The 19,971-nt window shown below is 44.2% G+C and carries 14 protein-coding genes and 1 pseudogene; 7 read left to right on the top strand and 8 right to left on the bottom strand.

The window, feature by feature from the left end:
- Positions 1 to 65 precede the first annotated feature (65 nt).
- The 3 genes and pseudogenes from KTG12_RS14735 to lepB all read left to right on the top strand — a co-directional run bounded on the left by KTG12_RS14735 (position 66) and on the right by lepB (position 3,788).
- Positions 66 to 1,313 (top strand): hypothetical protein, encoded by a 1,248-nt coding sequence (locus KTG12_RS14735; protein ID WP_254189042.1) that lies wholly within the window; start codon positions 66 to 68, stop codon positions 1,311 to 1,313.
- Positions 1,314 to 1,670: 357 nt separating this feature from the next.
- Positions 1,671 to 2,890, top strand: a pseudogene (locus KTG12_RS22310) (6-bladed beta-propeller).
- Between the two features lie 223 nt (positions 2,891 to 3,113).
- On the top strand, positions 3,114 to 3,788 hold the full coding sequence (lepB, locus tag KTG12_RS14725; protein ID WP_005642553.1) for a signal peptidase I: 675 nt from the start codon (positions 3,114 to 3,116) through the stop codon (positions 3,786 to 3,788).
- A gap of 541 nt (positions 3,789 to 4,329) precedes the next feature.
- On the opposite strand, the gene rpiB is transcribed toward lepB, so the two are convergent.
- The 6 genes from rpiB to KTG12_RS14695 form a co-directional block, all read right to left on the bottom strand.
- On the bottom strand, positions 4,330 to 4,761 hold the full coding sequence (gene rpiB / locus KTG12_RS14720; RefSeq protein ID WP_022321768.1) for a ribose 5-phosphate isomerase B: 432 nt from the start codon (positions 4,759 to 4,761) through the stop codon (positions 4,330 to 4,332).
- A gap of 102 nt (positions 4,762 to 4,863) precedes the next feature.
- Positions 4,864 to 6,891 carry a transketolase gene (locus KTG12_RS14715; protein ID WP_022321767.1) on the bottom strand — a complete coding sequence of 676 codons (2,028 nt, stop codon included), beginning with the start codon at positions 6,889 to 6,891 and terminating at the stop codon, positions 4,864 to 4,866.
- 335 nt (positions 6,892 to 7,226) lie between these two features.
- Positions 7,227 to 7,919 (bottom strand): NUDIX domain-containing protein, encoded by a 693-nt coding sequence (locus tag KTG12_RS14710; protein ID WP_005638955.1) that lies wholly within the window; start codon positions 7,917 to 7,919, stop codon positions 7,227 to 7,229.
- 29 nt (positions 7,920 to 7,948) lie between these two features.
- The gene (gene galK / locus KTG12_RS14705; RefSeq protein WP_005638956.1) at positions 7,949 to 9,094 is read right to left on the bottom strand and encodes a galactokinase; all 1,146 of its coding nucleotides are present in this window, start codon (positions 9,092 to 9,094) and stop codon (positions 7,949 to 7,951) included.
- Positions 9,095 to 9,184: 90 nt separating this feature from the next.
- A complete protein-coding gene (locus KTG12_RS14700) occupies positions 9,185 to 10,441 on the bottom strand; it encodes an MFS transporter (protein WP_005638958.1) in 1,257 nt (418 codons plus the stop codon).
- A gap of 39 nt (positions 10,442 to 10,480) precedes the next feature.
- Complete coding sequence (locus KTG12_RS14695; RefSeq protein ID WP_005642560.1) at positions 10,481 to 11,560, bottom strand: aldose epimerase family protein; 1,080 nt, start codon at positions 11,558 to 11,560, stop codon at positions 10,481 to 10,483.
- Positions 11,561 to 11,749: 189 nt separating this feature from the next.
- On the opposite strand from KTG12_RS14695, the gene KTG12_RS14690 reads away from it, so the two are divergent.
- Complete coding sequence (locus tag KTG12_RS14690; RefSeq protein ID WP_005638961.1) at positions 11,750 to 13,705, top strand: alpha-L-arabinofuranosidase C-terminal domain-containing protein; 1,956 nt, start codon at positions 11,750 to 11,752, stop codon at positions 13,703 to 13,705.
- Between the two features lie 243 nt (positions 13,706 to 13,948).
- Here KTG12_RS14690 and KTG12_RS14685 read toward each other — a convergent pair whose 3' ends face one another.
- Entirely contained in the window at positions 13,949 to 14,917 is a 969-nt protein-coding gene (locus KTG12_RS14685) for an alpha/beta hydrolase (protein WP_022321763.1), read from the bottom strand.
- Between the two features lie 254 nt (positions 14,918 to 15,171).
- Positions 15,172 to 16,719, bottom strand: a complete 1,548-nt coding sequence (locus KTG12_RS14680) for a hypothetical protein (protein WP_022321762.1) — start codon at positions 16,717 to 16,719, stop codon at positions 15,172 to 15,174.
- A gap of 164 nt (positions 16,720 to 16,883) precedes the next feature.
- Between KTG12_RS14680 and rbsK the strand changes: the two genes are divergently transcribed.
- From rbsK to KTG12_RS14665, 3 genes are read left to right on the top strand one after another with little or no spacing between them, the layout of a single operon-like run.
- On the top strand, positions 16,884 to 17,813 hold the full coding sequence (gene rbsK, locus KTG12_RS14675; RefSeq protein WP_005638971.1) for a ribokinase: 930 nt from the start codon (positions 16,884 to 16,886) through the stop codon (positions 17,811 to 17,813).
- Between the two features lie 25 nt (positions 17,814 to 17,838).
- Positions 17,839 to 18,855 (top strand): nucleoside hydrolase, encoded by a 1,017-nt coding sequence (locus KTG12_RS14670; RefSeq protein WP_046451479.1) that lies wholly within the window; start codon positions 17,839 to 17,841, stop codon positions 18,853 to 18,855.
- Positions 18,856 to 18,862: 7 nt separating this feature from the next.
- Positions 18,863 to 19,864, top strand: coding sequence for a GRP family sugar transporter (locus KTG12_RS14665; RefSeq protein ID WP_046451480.1), 1,002 nt, complete (start codon positions 18,863 to 18,865; stop codon positions 19,862 to 19,864).
- The last annotated feature ends 107 nt before the right edge of the window (positions 19,865 to 19,971 follow it).

Raw genomic sequence — 19,971 nt, 5'->3', positions numbered from 1 at the left:
TTTTTATTATCTAATATCTGTTAGAGTTTGTTCTACTTCGTATTTAAATAATAAAAGCAATTAAGATGAAGTTTTTTATCAATTCATATTTTTGTGATAATCAATCTATTGGTTTATTATCCCACATTAAAAAACGGCTTCCTTACGGGATGGATGATCAATGGATGGTGTTCAGCCATTATACGGAAAGAGGTTGGACTGTCGATAACTTGTGGCATATCTTCACTGATTTTTATGGTGGGCAGTATGCTCCGCTTGCCTTTTTGAGCTATTTGGTGTTATATGCCGGTTTCGGCTATGATCCCTTTTATTTTCATATGTTTAGTTTGTTGTTGCATATCGGTTGTGTCTGTTTGGTTTGGAAATTAATCTCTTCCCTTCTACGTGTGCATGGAGGAGTGAGTGAAAAGCAAATTTTATATGTAAACTTTATTACAACGCTTCTTTTTGCAGTCCATCCGATTAACGTGGAGGCTGTTGCCTGGATCAGTGCGTTGAAAGTGTTGTTATATGCTTTTTTCTATCTCTTGGGGCTACTTTGTTATTTACGTTATATACGAACATCAAAGATTTTTTATTATGTATTAACGATAGGGTGCTTTCTTTGTTCTTTTTGGGGAAAGGAACAGGCTGTTACTTTTCCACTGGCATTGTTGATCGTCGATTGGTTTACGAACCGGAATATGAAAAATCTTGAGGTCTGGAGTGAGAAAATGTCGTTTCTCATTATGGCATTCTTTTTTGGAATTATTACTGTTCTTTCTCAAGGGAAAGGGCCTTATGAAATGATTTTCCCATTATATCAGCGTTTACTTTTTGGATGTTTTGCCTTAGTAGAATATATTACTAAAAGTTTGCTGCCCGTTAATTTGAATTTCTTTTATCCATTTCCTATAGTATTGGGGGAGGAACCGCCCTTACACTATTACCTTTATCCGGTAGTGCTATTGTTTCTTATGGGGTGGATCATAGCTTATCGGAATAATCGATATTTGGTATTCGGTGTATTGCTGTTTCTTGTCAACTTATTGTTCTCAATACATCTTTTTAATATGTCTCGTCATGCCATTGTGGCCGATAGATATATGTATTTGAGTTATGTTGGCATTGCTTTCCTTATAGCAAATGGAATTTGGTGGTTGAGAAAACGATTATCTTATTTTAAAGCTGCTTTGGTCTTTCTTTTCTTCTATTGTTTCTTTTTGTCAGTATATACTTTTCATTATACAAAAAAGAGGGAAAACACAACGATGGTGAAGAAATACACAAAAGAAGTATTAGAAAAAAGGTTGAATGGAAGTAATCATTTATAGACAATTAAAATTTTAAGGTTATGTTAAATGGTAAAAAAATCTTATCAGTTTGTGGAGCAGTCGCTCTGTTGCTGGGTGTGGGAATGAATCTTCGGCATTCGCTGAATGATTACGGTATGGGTACTAATAGTCTAAGTACATTTGCCTTGGCACAGACCAGTTCTTCTTCCGGATCCGGATCCAGTTCATCGGGGAGTGGATGGTTTTGGACATTAAAAGAAACAAAAACGGAATGTTTGTATAATTGATTGATTTTATGATTTATGTGGAAGCCATTTTGGATTTGGTAATGAAAGCATGTTTGTCTTCTTTATGAATTGAAATGGTTCCTTTTAATTGTTTTTTTGTAATTTAGGCATGAAAAGTAAATATGTACTAATAGCTTTTGTCTTGTTTTGTTGCAGTTGTCAAGAGTTGATTATGAAAAACAGGCCTTTTCCGGCAGTAGATGCAGGTCGTATTGAAATCGTTCCTATATCTGAAGAGAAAGGTGAGATCATAAAAGTAACCAATGAGATTGGAGAAAATATTCCGGCTTCAAAATTGATTGAAGATTTTTTTTATGTACCGTTAGAATCAATTGAAGAATCATTGTTTGCTTATTGTAATCAGATAGAAGTTTTTGAAGATAAAATTTTTGTGTTTGACAGGACTGGGACGGAAAAGCTTTTTATTTTCAGAAAAAATGGTAAGTTTCTGAAATCAATAGGTGAAAAAGGAGGGGCTCCTTTTGAATTTTTTAAACCTCGATCATTTGCTATTGATCGAGAAAAAAGCAAATTGTTATTTATGACAATCAGAAACGGAAGTGGATGCATTTTTCTTTAGATGGGAATTATATAGATTCTGATGATGTTCCTTTCCGCACTATTTGCAATTTTCAAATATCATCTACAGGCTATTATATAACAGCCACGAGCAAGGGTGATTGGAATAATCATTTGGGTCCTATTGCCGATTATAAACTTTTGTATACAGATAGTTTGGGGAATTTGCAGAAAGCAGCCTGCTATTATCAAGAGAGTGAGCATAATCAATTGGTCTACGACCCTGTAAGAAGGCTGGAAAATGATATTTTATATGTTCCGATGTATTTGAATGAAGTTTATACGGTAACGGATACCACTTTGTCTCTTCGGTATAAATTTGATTACAGCGAGTTTACTCCATTTGAAAAGGAAAAAATTGCTACTTTTGAAAATTATGATGAATTAAGAGATTATCGTTCTTCTCATACCTATTTATCGACTTTTGCAGAGAACTCAACTCATTTGTTTTTTCTTACAAGTGATAATGGAAATGAACGTTTGGTATCGATTTATGACAAGCGTTCTAAAAAATTGTTGCAAGTATCCGGAATACAGTGTGATACTGATTTTATTTTTGATTTTATTGCGGGTATTCATGCTTACGAAGATTACTTTATCGCAATGATCTTGCCTCAGTCCTTGAGGATGTTGAAATCTCAACTTGAAAAAAATCATTATCCGGTCAAAGAGGAAAATATGAGATTATTTGAGAATGTAAAGGAGGATGATAACTTGGTTTTGGTATTCTTTAAAATAAAGGATCTATGAAAATCAGCATGATCAATATAATAGTTTCGGCATTTGTTTTATCAGTTACTGCCGGTTTGTTTTATTTGAATCGGCGTCCTGCTGAGAATATCGATGATGTGACATTGCTTACGTTATTTAAGAAGTGAAAAAATGAAAAAGTATCGTTTAAAATTAAGGATGAAAGGGACTGATTTTTATTTGCGCTATGTACAAAGAAAAGCATAAAATCTATTGTTGTTGAATGAGAACGGGGAAATTCATTATTGGTATTTTGCTGCTATGCTGTTTTATCCGTATGGTGATCGGGGAGCCATGTACTGTGCCTTCGGGGAGCATGGAGCCGACGTTGCTTTGCGGAGATCGGCTTTGGATTAACAAGCTGGCTTATGGTGGACGATTCCCCTCTCGTTGGGCGGATATCCCGTTGCTGAATGTCTTTACTTGGATACGCCCTCTGCGTCTTGCTGATGAAGAGAATCATTGGGAGTATCGTCGTTTGCCGGGTTACAGCGAACCTAAACAGGGGGATATTGCGGTGTTCAACAGCCCGGCAGATCCGCAATTGTTGTTGGTCAAGCGAATTACCCGGGTGGTAAAAAAAGGAGAGCCTCTTCGGATCGACCGGCGAACGCTTCTTCTTTATCGTTCGTTGATTTTGCGTGACGGAGGGAAAGTGATGGAGAAAGATGGGAAAATATATATCGATGGAAAGAGTAGCTCGCAGTATATACCCAAGCAACGCTTTTATTATATGGAGGGGGATAACAGGATGAACTCGCATGATAGCCGGTCGTTTGGTTTTATTTCGGAAGAGGCAATCATTGGAAAGTTCGATTTTGTTCTTTTCTCTATCGATTCCCAAAAGCAATGGTGGAAAGCAATTCGTTTGCGACGAATGATGATGCGGTTTCCTTAAGGTTTAAAAGATCTTCATGTCGGTATGGGTGGCTTAACCATAATCCTGCAAGAACTGCGGCTCGAATATACATAAATATCTACAACTTTCAATAAAACACAAGAATTTAAAGTGAATTGAATCTAATCTTATAGTTCTTTCTGTTATCGGCCTGGGGCGAAAACCTTTTTGCCCCTTGTCAAAAGCCTTTTTGCCCAAGGTCGAAAAGGTTTTCGACTTAGGTCAAAAGCTCTATGATATGATAGTTTAATGATAGAAGTATAGCGGTTATCACTCTATCGGCTTTGGATTGATCCCTACAATTGGTTTTGTCTTTGTGTTAATCTCCGATGATTATTGGGTGAATCCAGCCTTGTTCGCGCGCAAAAAAGATCGTTGAATGATAGTTGAATGATAGTTGAATGATAGTTGAAAACAACAACTATCATACTATAATGTCTTGTTTTTAAACAATATACGAACCTCAATGATAGTATGATAGTTGTTTCTCTTTTTAACTTTTGTGGGGTTATCCCATATCGTTGGCAATAGGAATTGGCTTTCACAAAGGAATTTTGTCAATCCTGCGCTGATGCCGACCGCCTTCGAACGAGGTGCTCAGAAAGGCTTCGACCGTATGAGTGGCTTCCTCTTGACTGATAAATCTGCCGGGCATTACGAGTATGTTGGCATTATTGTGCTCGCGTGCGAGACGTGCTATCTCTTCTTGCCAGCACAGAGCGGCCCGTATTCCCTGATGTTTATTGAGTGTCATGGCTATTCCGTTTCCGGATCCGCAGATGGCTATTCCGGGATATACTTCGCCGGCTTCTACAGCTTTGGCAAGCGGATGAGCGTAATCGGGATAATCACAACTTTCTGTCGAGTCGGTTCCGAAATCTTTATAGGCCAACCCTTTCGAGTCGAGTATTTGTTTTACGAATTCTTTCAGTTCGTACCCTGCGTGGTCACTACATAAACCTAATGTTTTCATATTTATCTGTTAGAGGAGTTTGGAGATTTATGATTTATAATTTCAGATTTATGATTTACCAACTATTCATAAATCATAAATTATAAATCATAAATCTGAAAATTAATTCAATAATTCTTTTACCTGATTGTATACGTTCTGACCCGTAAAGCCGAGTTTTTCGTCCAATACCTTGTACGGAGCGGAGAAACCGAATGATTCGAGTCCCCACACCTTACCGTTGGCACCCACCAATCCTTCCAGATTGACCGGCAGACCGGCAGTAAGCCCGAATACCTTGCTTCCTGTTGGAATGACAGATTCCTGATATTCTTTGCTCTGGCTGCGGAATAAGCCTTCAGACGGAACAGATACGATGCGGACCTTGATGCCGTCGGCGCGAAGCAATGCTGCTCCTTCTTCCAGTGTGGAGACTTCTGAACCGGAAGCGACCATGATTACATCAGGGTTTTCGTCACTTTCTACAATATAAGCTCCCTTTTCAGCCTGCAAGGCTTCGTCGTAGCGGTTTCCTTTTGCGGGCAGGTCTGTGATGTTCTGACGGGAGAAAATCAAAGCTGTCGGAGTGGCTGTGTTTTCCATAGCCATCTTCCAGGCAATTGTTGTTTCGGTCACGTCTGCCGGGCGCAGTACCAGCATTGAGTTGTGTCCCTTGTGGTTCTTCAGCTTTTCCATCAGACGAATCTGCACTTCCTGTTCAACCGGTTCGTGTGTCGGTCCGTCTTCGCCTACGCGGAAGGCATCGTGAGACCAGATGAACTTAACCGGCTGTTCCATCAGGGCAGCCATTCGGATAGCGGGTTTCATGTAGTCGGAGAATACGAAGAACGTACCGCAGGCTACGATTACGCCTCCGTGGAGCGACATGCCGATACATACGCAGGCCATCGTCAGTTCGGCAACACCGGCTTGAAGGAATGCACCGCTGAAATCGCCTTTTACGAATGCATGTGTTTTCTTCAGGAAGCCGTCTGTCTTGTCCGAATTGGAAAGGTCGGCTGAAGAAACGATCATATTTTCTACCTGGGTTGCCAGCACGCCTAAGACGGTTGCCGAGGCCGCACGGGTCGCTTGGTTCGGTTTCTGTTCGATAGCCTTCCAGTCGATGACAGGTGCTTTGCCTGAGAACCACAAATCCATCTTGGCGGCCAGTTCCGGATTAGCTTTCGCCCATTCTGCTTTGGCCGCATAGCGTTCCGCAACGATTGCTTCCAATTCTTTGGCACGTTTGGCATATAGTTCCGCAACTTCGGGGAAGATCTGGAACGGATCGTCCGGGTTTCCTCCTAAGTTCCGGATGGTGTCTGCGATAGAGACGCCGGCTGCCGAAAGAGGTTGTCCGTGTGTAGACACCTTGTTTTCGTAGCTGCTCTTGTCAGCACCCACAGCACCCTTACCCATGATCGTGTTACCGATAATCAGGGTAGGACGGGATGTTTCGGCTTTCGCCTCGGTCAGTGCCCGGCGGATTTCCGTTACATCGTTTCCGTTGATTGTGATGACTTTCCAACCCCATGCTTCGTATTTCATGGCTACGTTTTCTGTCGTCACTTCGCCTACGGTTGTGGAAAGCTGGATGTTGTTGGCATCGTAAAACATAATCAGGTTGTCCAGTCCCAGCGTACCGGCAATACGTCCGGCTCCCTGAGAAATCTCTTCCTGGATGCCACCATCGGATATATATGTGTAGATCGTCTGATTCATGACGTCACCCAGGCGTGCTTTCAGGAACTTGGCGGCGATAGCAGCACCTACGGCGTAAGTGTGGCCTTGTCCCAACGGACCGGATGTGTTTTCTATACCACGCATCACGTTGACTTCGGGATGTCCCGGAGTCACACTACCCCACTGGCGGAACTCTTTCAGTTCGTCGATCGTGAATTTGCCTGCGAGGGCGAGTACTGAATAAAGCATCGGCGACATATGCCCCGGGTCCTGGAAATAGCGGTCTCTGCCTTCCCATGCGGGATTCTTGGGATCATACACGAGGAACTCTGAAAACAGTACGTTCACAAAGTCTGCACCACCCATTGCACCACCGGGGTGACCGGATTTCGCTTTTTCTACCATTGACGCAGCCAGGATACGGATGTTGTCCGCTGCTTTGTTCATTAATTTAATATCGTTCATTGTGATGAGTTATTTTTATTTTTTGCAAAGATAGTCAATCTCTTCGTAATGACCATCCTATCGATGAAACAATTCATTTTCTGTAAAGTTTCCTAATTTCCGATATTTCTCATAGAGAGCAAGATACGCCAGATGATTTTTATGATTCGACTGGTATTCTTTTGCAAAACCTTATCCTATAGTCCGCTGTGTGTCTTCGATTTTGGCATATATGTACGGTGCTACGGCTGCGAATATGGAAACACCGAATGCGCAAGTCTGTTCCGCTTGGGCTACTTTGTGATCGGAATATCCGGCACATCTGCCAAAGTCAGCATGTTGAATGATGTTTTTTATTATAGGGAGAAATAGAACCCTTGTTCCAGCAGATGGTCGTATTTTTCTTTGTTGAACATATAATAGAAAGCCCCTCTTTTGGAACCTTTCTTGTCTTTTTCATCCAACTTCTCCAGAATATCCATCGCATTTAGTTTTTTGCGGAAATTACGCTTGTCCAGTTGAGTCTGGTAGATGGCTTCATACAGGTTCTGCAATTGCGGTAACGTGAATTTTTCGGGAAGCAGGTTGAATCCGACCGGACGGGTAGCGGCTTTTCTGCGCAGACGGGCTAATGTGTCGGTGATCATTTGGTTATGGTCGAAAATAAGTTGTGGAACTTCGCTGACCTTGGCCCAGACTGCATTATACTCTTCCAGTGTTTCGCTACTGAAATCGTTCATATTGACGAGTGAATAGTATGCTACGGAGATAACCCGCTCTCCGAGATCGCGGGTAATATCTCCGTAAGCACCTACCTGTTCCATAAAAAGATTATCAATGCCGGTACAGTCGGTAAGCACGCGTGAGGCGGCCTCCTCTATACTTTCTCCTGCTTTGATAAAACCGCCCATCAGAGACCATTGTCCCATCATGGGTTCAAACTTACGTTTATAAAGTAATACATTAAGCTCTTTTTGATCGAATCCGAGTATAATACAATCTACTGCAACGTAAAATTTGGTTTCGTTCTGATAAAAAGCGGCTGTCATGATTTTTTTATGGAATTATGATTAATTTATTATGCGAGCTTGCGTGCGCCGTCGCTGATTACTACATTATATAACTTAGGTTCGTGGCCGAATTTAGCAGTGTAAGATTCGAATGCTTCTTTGATGAATGCATCGTATTTTTCTTCTTTCACCAAGTTGATTGTACAACCACCGAAACCGCCACCCATTACGCGTGAGCCGGTTACACCGCATTTCTTGGCAACATCGTTCAGGAAGTCCAATTCTTCGCAGCTGACTTCGTACAATTTGCTCATGCCGTGATGTGTTTCGTACATCTTCTTGCCTACGGTTTCGTAGTCGTCTTTTTCCAAAGCGTCGCAAACATCGAGTACGCGCTGTACTTCTTCGATCACATATTCGGCACGCATATAATCTTCAGCGCTGATGTCGCCTTTGACTTCGTTCAGCATATCCATTGTCGCATCGCGTAGGAATTCGACTTCCGGATGATTGCGACGGATTGCGGCGGCGGCGTTTTCGCAAGATTGGCGACGTTTGTTGTAAGCCGAAGATGCCAGTTCGTGCTTAACGACTGAATCCAGTAAAACCAATTTGTAACCGACCGGATGGAACGGGAAATATTTATATTCGAGTGAACGGCAATCCAGACGGATCAAACTGCCTTCTTTTCCGAATACAGAAGCGAACTGGTCCATAATACCGCAGTTTACGCCGCAATAGTTATGCTCCGTTGATTGACCGATCTTAGCTAATTCAAATTTGTCGATGTTCAGGGAGAACAAGTCGTTTAAAGCAAATGCATAGGTACTTTCCAATGCGGCGGAAGAGGACATGCCTGCACCCAGAGGTACATCGCCTGCAAACACGGTATCGAATCCCTGGATCTGTCCGCCACGTTTGATGGTTTCGCGGCAAACACCGAAAATATATCTTGCCCAGCTTGCTTTTGGAGCGTCTTCTTCGTTCAGACCAAATTCGGCGTAGTCGTTCAGGTCGACAGAGAAAGCACGAACTTTACCTGTGCCGTTTGGTTTGATTTCGGCAATCATGCCTTTGTCGATAGCCCCCGGAAATACGAAACCACCGTTATAATCGGTATGTTCGCCAATCAGGTTAATACGGCCCGGAGATGCATATACGCTACCTTTTGTTGAGAATAACTCCTGAAATTTATTTCTGATCTTTTGTTGCATGATATTAATTTTTTAGATGTGTTATAAATAAAGAAATTATCCGGCTTTATTGGTAACCGGATAATTTCATGAATTGGCATATTTATAGTCTTATTCTGATTTTTTTGACGGTTTGGAACCGATAGCTGCGTAGAATAAAATGTAAGCAGCACTGAAAAGCACAACCCAATAGCTGGTCATGTAGTCGGTCATATCGGCAACCCAACCCTGGATAGCAACCATTACGGCGCAACCGAACACCATTGTCATAAAGATACCGCTGGCAATGGCCGTGTATTTACCTAATCCTTCAACCGCCATGTTGAAGATACCACCCCACATTACACTGGTGCAGAGACCAACGAGGAGGAATGCCAGAATACCGACGGGAACTTCCTGCCAGATAACGCTTAATGAAGCCCAATCTATACCGGGAACTTCAACCGTACTCGTTTCTGGTGAAAACATTCCGAAGCTCACTAACAGCAAAGTGGCGCTTGCGACAGTCGTGATCATCGCGCGGCTGGAAATTTTGGCACCGATACTTGCTCCTACGAAACGTCCGATAAGCATCATCAACCAGTAAACAGCTACGATAAGGCCTACAGTACTGGCCGGTATGCCTTTAGATGTCAGATATTGCAAGATATAGGTGGGAGTACCTACTTCTACGCTCATATACAAAAAGATAGCCAAGGCTCCCAATGCAAAATGACGATGGCTTAAAGCTCCTTTAATTAAACTTGTGTCGACCGGAGCCTGTTCGGGCTCTTCGATTTTAGTGAACATGATCACTACAAATGCGATGACAAAAATAGCCAGAGCGATCATCAGAGCAGGGGTGGCATCGGCAATATGTGCCTTGGCTGCATCACCGATAAGAGCTCCCATCAAGATGTAGCAAGCAACGGCTGCGGTACTGTTGAATACACCTCCGAGCTGAATCAGCTGGTTACCCTTGTTTCCGCCACCTCCCAACAAGTTAAGCATCGGGTTGACTACGCAGTTCAAAATACACATGGTGAAACCGCTGGTAAACGCTCCGATCAGATAAACCAAGAAAGCGCTTTCCTTGCCTACGTGACCGCTCAACCATTGGATTAAAATACCGATGATACCTATGGCTAGGCCGATAAGAGCCGTTTTTTTGTAGCCATATTTGGCAATCAGCATACCTGCGGGGATTCCCATTACCAAATAGGCGATGAAGTTACCATAGTTTCCGATTTGGGCAAGGACATTGCTTGCTCCGAAGTCGTTCTTTACAATAATAGCCATTGGTGAACAAAGATTTGTCACGAATGCGATCATAGCAAAAAGTGCAATCATGATGATGATGGCACTCCATTGTTTTTTTTGTTGAGTCATTGATTGATGTTTTTTTTGTTATTATTAATTTGTTACTTGTTATTCGACAGAAAATTTATAAATTGTCTTGCTCTGGAACGTTTCACCCGGGCGTAGGACGGTGGACGGGTACTCCGGTTTGTTCGGGCTGTCGGGATAGTGCTGTGTTTCCAGACAAAGGGCGGCACGTGCCGGATAGCGTTGTCCGTTCTTGCCGACGAAATTGCCTGTCATCCAATTACCTGTGTATAATTGCACACCCGGTTGTGTCGTGTAGCATTCCATTACGATGCCGGTTTTGGGCGATGTGCAACGGGCGCAGAGTGACAGCTCGTTCTCTTCTTTTTTATTTAATATATATGTATGGTCATATCCTTTTCCGAAATTCAGTGCTTCGAAATCTTCATCGATACGTTCGCCCACTTCGTGTGGAGTACGAAAGTCCATCGGAGTTCCTTCTACTTTTTCTTTCGGACCATAAGGTATAGCCGTTTCGTCGGTCGGCAGATAGTAGTCTGCATTGATTGTCAGTTTATGATCATATACGGAAGGATCACCTTGGCCGGATAGGTTGAAGTAGGAGTGATTGGTCAGGTTCAAGACGGTTGGTTTGTTTGTTACCGCATGATACGTGATTATGACCTCATTGTCATCGGAAAGATGATAAGTCACTGTTGTATCCAGTTTTCCGGGGAAGCCTTCTTCACCGTCGGCAGACGTGTATTTCAATTCCACCGTCTGGCCGTCGATCTTGTTTAGGTCCCAGACTACGGAATTGAAGCCTTTCAAACCACCATGCAGGCTGTTCGGCCCATTATTGATAGCCAATTTATCGTACACAATGCCATCCAATGTGAATTTTCCGCCCGCGATACGGTTGCCGTATCGTCCGCAGATAGCTCCGAAATAAGGTTCTTCGGAAACCAGGTATTCGTCTATAGAATTGTGTCCTGTTACTACATCGGTTAACTTTCCGGACCGATCCGGTACCATAAGCGATACAATCTTTGCACCGTAGTTGGTAATGGTAAGTTCTGCCCCTTTGTTATTTGTAAGGATGCATAGCATCGTCTCCTTGCCGTCTATTTGCTTGCTGAAATTAGCTACAGTTAAGCCAGACAGCGTGCTTTCGTTCTTCATGTAAATATAGTTTCAAAATTGTGTGTAAAATTACTCTCTTCTTTGTATTCATGCGCTACTTTGAAGATGTTTTATAGCATAAAACGGCTTTTTGTCTGCTAAAACGGACGATACGTCTTCTTTCAATCGGATTTATTAGTGTACATTTGTAACTAAATAATCTTTGTATTCACGGAAAAACACATACCTATGACAAAAAGTATGAAAAAAGCCATTGCCCTGTGTCTGTTTAGCATGGGTGTTGTCGGTTTAATGGCACAAAGTAATGAATTTAAGATAGATGTGCAGAAAACAGGTGCGCCTATCCAGTCGACCATGTACGGGATCTTTTTTGAAGATATCAATTACGGAGCCGATGGCGGCCTGTATGCCGAACTTGTCAAGAACCGTTCTTTCGAGTTTGAAAATCCGTTTGGGGGCTGGACGCCCTTCGGGAATGTCAGTGTGCAGACCCAGAAGCCCTGTTTCGACCGTAATCCGCATTATGTCCGCCTTTCTTATGAAAAGGAGCTGACCGGAACCGGCCTTGACAATGAAGGCTTCAATGGGATCGGCATCAGGGAAGGGGAGAAGTACGACTTCTCTTTATATGCCCGCACTCGGTCCGGCGATGCGCCGGTCAAGCTGCGTATAAACCTAGTGGACAGCCGGAATGACCTGTACGAGCAAAAAGAGATCGAGGTGAGCGGCAAGGAATGGAAGAAATATACGGTTGTTCTGACGCCGGGAGCGACAGAAGCCCGTTCCCGTCTGCGTATCACGATGGTGACAAAAGGAATTGTCGATCTCGAACATATTTCATTGTTTCCACAAAAGACATTCAACAACCGTCCGAACGGCATGCGTGCTGATTTGGCACAGGCTTTGAAGGAACTGAAACCTGGTGTCTTCCGCTTTCCCGGCGGTTGCATTGTGGAGGGAACGAACAAGGCTACCCGCTACCAGTGGAAAAACACGGTCGGTCCGGTCGAGAACCGTCCGATCAATATCAATCGATGGAACTATACATTCTCGCACAAAAAGTTTCCGGATTATTATCAGTCCTGCGGCTTGGGCTTTTTCGAATATTTCCTATTGAGTGAAGATATTGGGGCTGAACCGCTTCCCGTGTTGAACTGCGGTCTTTCCTGCCAGTATGAAAACCAGGACCCGAACGAGAATTGTCCGGTGGATAAGCTACAACCTTATATAGACGACGCCCTCGATCTAATTGAGTTTGCTAACGGTTCGGCAACCAGCGAATGGGGAAAGATACGTGCCGATATGGGACATCCGGCTCCTTTTAACCTTAAACTTATTGCCATCGGCAACGAACAGTGGGGACCGCTTTATCCCGAACGTCTCGAACTGTTTGTCAAAGCGATTCGGGCTAAATATCCGGAGATAAAGATCATCGGTAGTTCCGGTCCGCAATCGGAAGGGGAGGATTTTGATTACCTCTGGCCGGAAATGAGGCGCTTGAAAGTGGATTTAGTGGACGAACATTTCTACCGCTCTCCTGAATGGTTCCTGAACGGAGCCAAACGCTATGATTCGTACGACCGCCAAGGACCGAAAGTGTTTGCCGGCGAATATGCCTGCCATTCTGTCAACCGCGAGAACAGTTTTCTGACCGCCTTGTGTGAAGCCGCTTTTATGACAGGTTTCGAGCGAAACGCGGATGTGGTGTGCTTATGCACGTATGCCCCGCTTTTTGCTCATGTGGATGCTTGGCAATGGCGTCCGGATCTGATCTGGTTCGACAACCTTTCATTGGTAAAGACTCCTAACTATTATGTGCAGCAGCTATATGGTCATAATGCTGGTACGAACGTCGTTCCGCTGACCATGCAGGGCGAACCGGTTACCGGACAGTTGGATTTGTATGCCACTGCAGCGGTCGATAAGCATTCAGACGAGCTTATCATCAAAGTCGCCAATACCGGAATCCGTAACAAGCGGATTAAGTTGAACTTGAACGGTCTTTCGGCCGGTAAGCATAAAGGGACGCTTACGTTGCTCCATTCTTCCGACCTGGAAGCTAAAAACACGTTGTGTAATCCTTCGACAGTAGTCCCGCTCGTTTCTGATATTGAGGTGGAGGCTCCGCAGGGAGAAGTGAACTTGAGACCGCTTAGTTTCTCCGTCTATCGTATCAAATTATGAATAATAGTAGGTCCTGCCATTGATCGTTTTCGTGCAACCGGTATAGGAGCTTTCGGTGACAGGCCGGACCAGTATTTTGGAGCTTGTTTCGAACGCCGGAGACTTGCCAGGACTTGACCTTACTTCCTTTCCCAACAAAGGCCAAGGACGAACCATGCCTTGTAGTAGTCCTTGGCCTTATTGTACATTACCTTTTACTTGGCCTATTTTAGATGAAATTCCTGAATCGTTCCAGACTTTTTGTTATTTCAAATATTTATGGAAAAAGTGTTCGATTTTGTCGAACGGGATTACTGACAGGTTGTCGTAAAGGTCGACATGGTTGGCACCGGGGAGGATCAGCAACTCTTTGTTATCACCCGTTAGTTTCTTGAATGCGTCTTCGCTGAAATAACGGGAATGGGCTTTCTCGCCGTGTATCATGAGTACGGCACTACGGCTTTCGTCGCTGTAAGTGAGTAAAGGCATGTTGATGAACGAAAGAGCCGATGTCTTGTTCCATCCTCCGTTGGAGTTGAGTGACCGTTTGTGATAACCACGGTCGGTCTTATAATAGTTGTGATAGTCTTTTACAAACCAGGGGACATCGTCGGGGAGTGGATCGACCACTCCGCCGGTGAGGGCGTATGAGCCGTTCTTCGTGTCTATTGTACGTTGTTCGTTGAGTTGGCGGCGGAGTTCATGGCGCTGGTCGGCATTCATGGAGTCGAAATAGCCGTTTGCGTTTACCCGGCTCATGTCGTACATCGTGGAAGTGACTGTGGCCTTGATGCGGGTATCGATCGTGGCAGCGTTGAGTGCCATACCTCCCCATCCGCAAATACCGATGATGCCGATGCGTTCGGGATCGACGTCATCGTGTGTAGAGAGGAAATCCACAGCTGCGCAAAAGTCCTCGGTGTTGATGTCGGGAGAGGCTACATAGCGGGGTGTTCCACCACTCTCTCCAGTGTATGAAGGATCGAAAGCGATGGTTAGGAAACCGCGTTCTGCCATTGTTTGTGCGTAGAGGCCTGATGCTTGTTCCTTCACGGCCCCGAAAGGACCGGATATAGCGATAGCCGCCATTTTCCCGTTTATATTCTTTGGTGTATACATATCGGCTGCAAGCGTGATGCCGTAGCGGTTGCGAAATGTTACCTTACTGTGATTCACTTTATAGCTCTTCGGGAAAATCTTGTCCCATTCTTTTGTCAATTCTAAGTCTTCCATTTCTATATTCTTTTTATCAGTTTGAATTATATTCTCTTCAATTATCCTGTTTCCTGCCTCCATTGCCGTGACTCCAGCCATCAACAATGCTAATGCTATTATTTTTTTCATATCTTTTGTGTTGATTTGGCCGATGCGCAACCAACAATGGTATTAGCCGGCACATTTTTGAATCTATTGCATTGATTTTTTTACAAAGGTCGGCATGTATTCTTTTTCTCTTTGTAGATAAATTACGGATATTATGCCCTGAATTACTGTTTTGCCGATATATACCAATCTGTTCGCGACAAAATCTCCCGGAGAGGGATGTTTGTTAGTTTGCTCTCGATCCAAGCTGTAAAATCGAAAGTTTTAAGGAGTTGTTTTTCGTATTTGTCTTGCCGGATACGCATTATATCCTTTTGGTATTGTGACCACAGCTTCTCTTGGTCTTTTTTATAGATGGGCAATGGATGGGCCATTAGGAAGCGGAATAGTAGTTTTTCGGTGATATACACTTGCTTCTCGTAACCGATCATTCGCTTGATGGAGCTTATTTCGTTTGCGAAAAAGCAATAGTCCCCTAGTTCTGCCTGGATAAGGAGATTGATGAGGCGGGCTGTTTTGTAGGACGGCAATGTGTGGAAGAATTTGCCGGAACCGAATATGTTTTTCATGCTTTTACGGGCTTTCATCGGTTCTCCCAGGCAAAGATAAAGGATGGAAGAATAGAGGGATAGTTTTAGTTGGGTTTCCGGTCTGGTCATGGTTGCTTTCTTAGCAAAAAAATCGGTATAGGTCTCTGTAAGATGCACTGCCGCGTCAAATTGTCCGGTGTTGAGCAATCCCGAGAGTTCGTACAGGTAGTGGCGTCCTTGTACTTCCATCAGGAACTCTGTTGGGTAGTTGCCCGTGCTGATTTCTTTCAGTTTGGACAAAAAGAAAGGCATTTCCTGGTATAATCCGGCAACGTGCAGGCTGTTCAGTACTCCCTCTATGGCGCTCAGGTAGTAGATCGGTGGGTTGAGGATTAGATGCCGGTTCGCTTCGAAAAGCGCGATCAGTTCCTGATAGAAGCGGATCGCCGATTTATAGTTTCCGGCATTCAGGTAGTAGGTCGCTTGGAACAACAGGTGAAGTTTGTGTGCCTCGAATCCCTGGTAGGAATGGTTGGCGATCAAGTTCAGTTCGCTTAAAACAAGATCGTTCAGGTTCTCTTTCTGTTTGTTCGAACGGGCATACCCTTTATAGGTAATGCGGTATTTCAGAATATCATATAGTTGCAGGTGGAGGTTCGTGTTGCGGGCATATTTCATTACGTCGTTAATCTGCATTTGTTTGTTTACCAGTTCTTTCTCGCTGATGCCTTCGAAACCGAGTGTGCTTAGATATTTCAATTCCGTACGGTAAATCAGAAGGAGGAGTGGATCGTTTTCGTATGTGACGGCCAGCTTCTTTGCTTTTTCCAATTCTGCAAGTGCATTGTCGAAAAGTTCCCGTTCGAAAAGAATGCCAGCCTTTGTGATATAATTGAAGATAGTCGTCTGTATGTCTTGTTTCTCCCTCAATTGGACGAGGCAATCCAACAATACCCGATAAAGATGCTTGGCTGCTATCTCAAAGCTTTTTTCGTTCACTTTGCCGCAAAACTTCTCATATATTTGTTCGGCGGAGAAGCCTTCGCATGCCAGGTCGTATAGAACCATATAATGTTTATCCCCGTTTTGCAGGTTGGTATAGAGTCTGATGTATCGTTTTTCCGCTTTGGAAAGCGACTTGATCAATAGCATGACCTGATTGAGTTTTGTGGCCTGTTTCATAAATTTATCTGTTTGTCTATAAGATATATTTTGTATATGTTATTTACAAAAATAAGATTTGGGTTTATCTTTTCCAAAGAATTATGTGGAAAAAAGAAACGATATACATATTATATTTGTAACGCTTCATTGCAAATGATTCATAATTTAATACGAAATAAAATATGGACACAACACAAATATCCAGACGACAAATCCTGGTGGTTGGGAGTTGCAATACCGATATGGTTATAAAAGCCGCTCATCTGCCTCGTCCGGGTGAAACGATTTTGGGTGGAACATTCTTTATGAATCCCGGTGGAAAAGGGGCGAACCAAGCTGTGGCGATAGCGCGTTTGGGTGGTTCCGTCACTTTTATATGCAAGACCGGAAGTGATATATTCGGTCACCAGTCACAACAACTTTTCGAGGAGGAGGGAATCAATACCTCTTATGTCTTTTCAGATTCCGGGAATCCTTCCGGCGTAGCCCTGATCACGGTGGACGAAAAAGCGGAAAACTGCATTGTCGTCGCTTCGGGAGCGAATGCTAACCTTCTGCCGTCCGATCTAGCGAAGGCAGAGGAGGCTATTGAGTTGGCTGACTTGATCCTGATGCAGCTGGAGGTCCCGATGGAGACCGTGTGCTTTGTTGCGGATATCGCCTGGCAAAAGGGGAAGAAAGTGATTCTGAATCCGGCTCCGGCACATCCATTACCGGCCGATCTGCTCCATCATTTATATTTGATCACGCCGAACGAGACGGAAGCGGAGATGATTACCGGTGTGAAGATAACGGACGATATTTCAGCGGTGGAGGCCGCCCGTGTCCTTTCGGGAATGGGAGTGCAGCATGTTATTATTACGCTGGGATCAAAAGGGGCACTTATTTGTAGCGACGGAGAAGCCGAGATAGTTCCCGCTTTGAAAGTAGAAGCTGTCGACACGACTGCCGCCGGCGATGTATTTAATGGAGCCCTGACTGTCGCTTTGTCCGAAGGGCGAAATTTGAAAGAATCCGTCCGGTTTGCCTGTAAGGCTTCGGCTATCTCGGTGACACGTGTAGGGGCGCAGTCGTCAGCTCCTTATCGGAACGAAGTGGATATATTCGATTAATCAAATCTTGTATAAATTCAATAACATGAAAAAAACGATTCTTTTTACCTGTTTGACCGCTTTGCTGGCGGCCTGTTCCGGAAAATCGGCTGTAACTGCTCCGGATGAAACGACGGTGCAGCCTGTCAACCTGATATTGGATACGGACCTGGGACCGGATTATGATGATGTCGGTGCGATGGCTCTGATGCACGCGTTGGCTGATAGTGGGCAAGTGAACATTTTAGCGGTTGTTTCGTCTAATAAGGACGAGCATGTCGTACCCTGCATAGAAGTGCTGAACACCTATTTCAACCGACCGGACATTCCTGTCGGTGCTTCGAAAAGCGAGGGTGGCGTTTCGCTGACCACCTGGCATAAGACTAAATGGACGGAAGAGCTTCCGGCACGTTATCCACATAAAACGGCAAAAACCTCGGATGCTTCGGATGCGGTGAAGGTCTATCGCCGGATTTTGAGTACGCAGCCGGATAGCAGCGTTGTGGTTTGTACGATCGGTTTTTTCACCAACCTGAAGGACCTATTGCTTTCCGGTGGTGACGAATATAGTCCGCTTTCCGGCTGTGATTTAGTCGCGAAGAAGGTGAAACGGGTGGTTTCGATGGCAGGTTTGTTTCCCGAAGGGAAGGAATTTAATGTCTATTGTGATACCCCAGCATCCCGTGTGGTGGCAGAGCGATGGCCTACGGAAATCATATTTAGTGGTTTTGAAATCGGAAATATGATTTTTACCGGGAAGAAGCTGGTCCAGATGGATGTGGAAGACAGTCCTGTGAAAGATGCCTATTCGCTCTGTTTTGCCGAAGGCGATCCAAATGGCCGGATGAGTTGGGATCTTACGGCTGTGCTGGTGGCAGTCAAAGGGTATGAACCTTATTATAATGTGGAGCGCGGAACGTTCCGTGTCGTGAATGATGAAGGAGCCAATAGCTGGACACCGGATGGGAAAGGTAAGGACCTTCGTCTGATCGAGAAAGTGCCGGCGGTGGAGATGGCGGTTCTTATTGAAAATTATATGATGCATCAACCTGTTTCAAAGTAAGGAAGTTATGTTTATAGTACAAGATTATTCGTTGGCGATCCTGTTTTGTGTTGTCACAATGCTTTGTTGGGGATCGTGGGGAAATACACAGAAGCTGGCCTCGAAGACTTGGCGGTATGAGTTCTTTTATTGGGATTATGTGATTGGAGTGTTGCTCTTTTCCGTTTTTTCCGCTTTTACGTTGGGCAGCTTTGGCTCTGAGGGGCAGGGGTTCCTGTTTAATCTGGCACAAGCTGATATGAGATCGTTAGGGAGCGCTTTCCTGGGTGGCATTATTTTTAATGCAGCCAATATCCTATTATCGGCAGCTATTGCAATTTGCGGCCTGTCGGTAGCTTTTCCGGTCGGAATCGGGCTGGCGTTGGTATTAGGCGTATTAGTCAATTATTTCGGAGCGGCTAAAGGAGAACCTTTGTATATCTTTATTGGCGTAGCTCTGATCGCAGTTGCTATCCTGCTGAACGGTCTGGCCTATAAGAAAGCATTGGTCGGTTCGAAAAAAGTGTCGGGAAAAGGTCTTTTTATTTCTGTCGCAGCAGGCGTGATCATGGCTTTCTTCTACCGTTTTGTTGCGGCTTCGATGGATCTGGATAATTTTGCAGAGCCCGCATTGGGCAAGCTGACACCTTATACCGCTGTGTTTATCTTCTCTTTAGGCGTGTTTGTTAGTAATTTCCTGTTTAATACGATCGCTATGAAACGTCCGGTGGAAGGTGAGCCAGTTTCTATCTCCGGTTATTTCAAGGGGAATACCAAGACACACTTGGTGGGTATATTAGGAGGCGTTATCTGGTGTATCGGGCAGTCTTTTAGTATGATCGCTTCTGAAAAGGCCGGAGCTGCCATTTCGTACGGTTTGGGGCAGGGGGCGACGCTTGTATCCGCACTTTGGGGGATTCTGATATGGCATGAATTCAGAAGAGCTCCACGTTCTTCGGATTTTCTGAATGCCGGAATGTTCGTCCTGTTTGTGATTGGCCTGGGCTTCCTTATTTATGCAGGGGCGTGAGTCGGAGTCTAAAACAAGAACGGTTCCGGGGAAGTTGCAATAATTTTGGTGCGTTTTATCCCAGCTATAAGTTATTTATCGCGAAAAAGCCTTACATTTGTCTTAGT

The organism is Parabacteroides sp. MSK.9.14 (assembly GCF_019041495.1).
GTDB classification, from domain to species: Bacteria; Bacteroidota; Bacteroidia; order Bacteroidales; family Tannerellaceae; genus Parabacteroides; species Parabacteroides merdae.
The sequence above is the reverse complement of the archived record's forward strand: the minus strand, read 5'-3'. Positions and strand labels throughout refer to the sequence as shown.

What these genes read in the sequence shown, in the direction of transcription:
- KTG12_RS14690 (WP_005638961.1), top strand. Translation starts at nt 11,750, where the DNA reads ATGACAAAAAGTATGAAAAAAGCCATTGCCCTGTGTCTGTTTAGCATG.
- KTG12_RS14670 (WP_046451479.1), top strand. Translation starts at nt 17,839, where the DNA reads ATGAAAAAAACGATTCTTTTTACCTGTTTGACCGCTTTGCTGGCGGCC.
- KTG12_RS14735 (WP_254189042.1), top strand. Translation starts at nt 66, where the DNA reads ATGAAGTTTTTTATCAATTCATATTTTTGTGATAATCAATCTATTGGT.
- galK (WP_005638956.1), bottom strand. Translation starts at nt 9,094, where the DNA reads ATGCAACAAAAGATCAGAAATAAATTTCAGGAGTTATTCTCAACAAAA.
- KTG12_RS14680 (WP_022321762.1), bottom strand. Translation starts at nt 16,719, where the DNA reads ATGAAACAGGCCACAAAACTCAATCAGGTCATGCTATTGATCAAGTCG.
- KTG12_RS14715 (WP_022321767.1), bottom strand. Translation starts at nt 6,891, where the DNA reads ATGAACGATATTAAATTAATGAACAAAGCAGCGGACAACATCCGTATC.
- rpiB (WP_022321768.1), bottom strand. Translation starts at nt 4,761, where the DNA reads ATGAAAACATTAGGTTTATGTAGTGACCACGCAGGGTACGAACTGAAA.
- lepB (WP_005642553.1), top strand. Translation starts at nt 3,114, where the DNA reads ATGAGAACGGGGAAATTCATTATTGGTATTTTGCTGCTATGCTGTTTT.
- KTG12_RS14665 (WP_046451480.1), top strand. Translation starts at nt 18,863, where the DNA reads ATGTTTATAGTACAAGATTATTCGTTGGCGATCCTGTTTTGTGTTGTC.
- rbsK (WP_005638971.1), top strand. Translation starts at nt 16,884, where the DNA reads ATGGACACAACACAAATATCCAGACGACAAATCCTGGTGGTTGGGAGT.
- KTG12_RS14710 (WP_005638955.1), bottom strand. Translation starts at nt 7,919, where the DNA reads ATGACAGCCGCTTTTTATCAGAACGAAACCAAATTTTACGTTGCAGTA.
- KTG12_RS14695 (WP_005642560.1), bottom strand. Translation starts at nt 11,560, where the DNA reads ATGAAGAACGAAAGCACGCTGTCTGGCTTAACTGTAGCTAATTTCAGC.
- KTG12_RS14685 (WP_022321763.1), bottom strand. Translation starts at nt 14,917, where the DNA reads ATGGAAGACTTAGAATTGACAAAAGAATGGGACAAGATTTTCCCGAAG.
- KTG12_RS14700 (WP_005638958.1), bottom strand. Translation starts at nt 10,441, where the DNA reads ATGACTCAACAAAAAAAACAATGGAGTGCCATCATCATCATGATTGCA.